A 537-nucleotide genomic window follows, 5' to 3' on the forward strand; every position below is an offset into this window, starting at 1 on the left:
AATTGAGGCTGATAACTCATGGTCAGCCCGTACTGTTTACCAAAGCGGTTTTTCAGGCGCTCATCGACAATTTTCATGCCAAGGCCGTGTTCTTTGTCTTCCGGTTCTGTGGTGCTGGCTGATGCCAGGGGATCGGTCTCTTGATAGTTCCCGGCATTGTCTTCCACTTCTAGGATCATGTCGTTGTCTTGCACATAGCCATTAATGGTGATTTTACCATCTTCCAACAGTGAGGATGTACCGTGTTTGATGGCGTTTTCTACCAAAGGCTGCAAGGTAAATGTCGGCAAAGGGTGGTGTAGCAGCTCTGGGCTGACATTTATCACAACCTGCAACCGGTCTGAGAATCGGGCCAACTCGATTTCGAGATAGGCATTCACGTGTTGTAGTTCTTCCTGCAGGGTGACGGTTTCAATATTTTGTTTGAGGTTGCGGCGGAAAAACTGCGACAGATGCTGGATCAAGCGGCGGGCCTTGTCCGGGTCTCGGCGGATCACTGCACTGATGGTATTGAGCGCGTTGAACAGAAAATTCGGA

Annotated in this window: 1 protein-coding gene; it reads right to left on the bottom strand. The window is 49.7% G+C overall.

Translation table 11 applies throughout. The features are described 5' to 3' along the window. Positions 1 to 537, bottom strand: a 537-nt coding sequence (locus C9J03_RS26395) for a sensor histidine kinase (RefSeq protein ID WP_170109017.1), incomplete at both ends; no start/stop codon positions are given.

It is taken from the genome of Photobacterium gaetbulicola (assembly GCF_003025515.1).
Classification (GTDB): Bacteria; Pseudomonadota; Gammaproteobacteria; order Enterobacterales; family Vibrionaceae; genus Photobacterium; species Photobacterium gaetbulicola.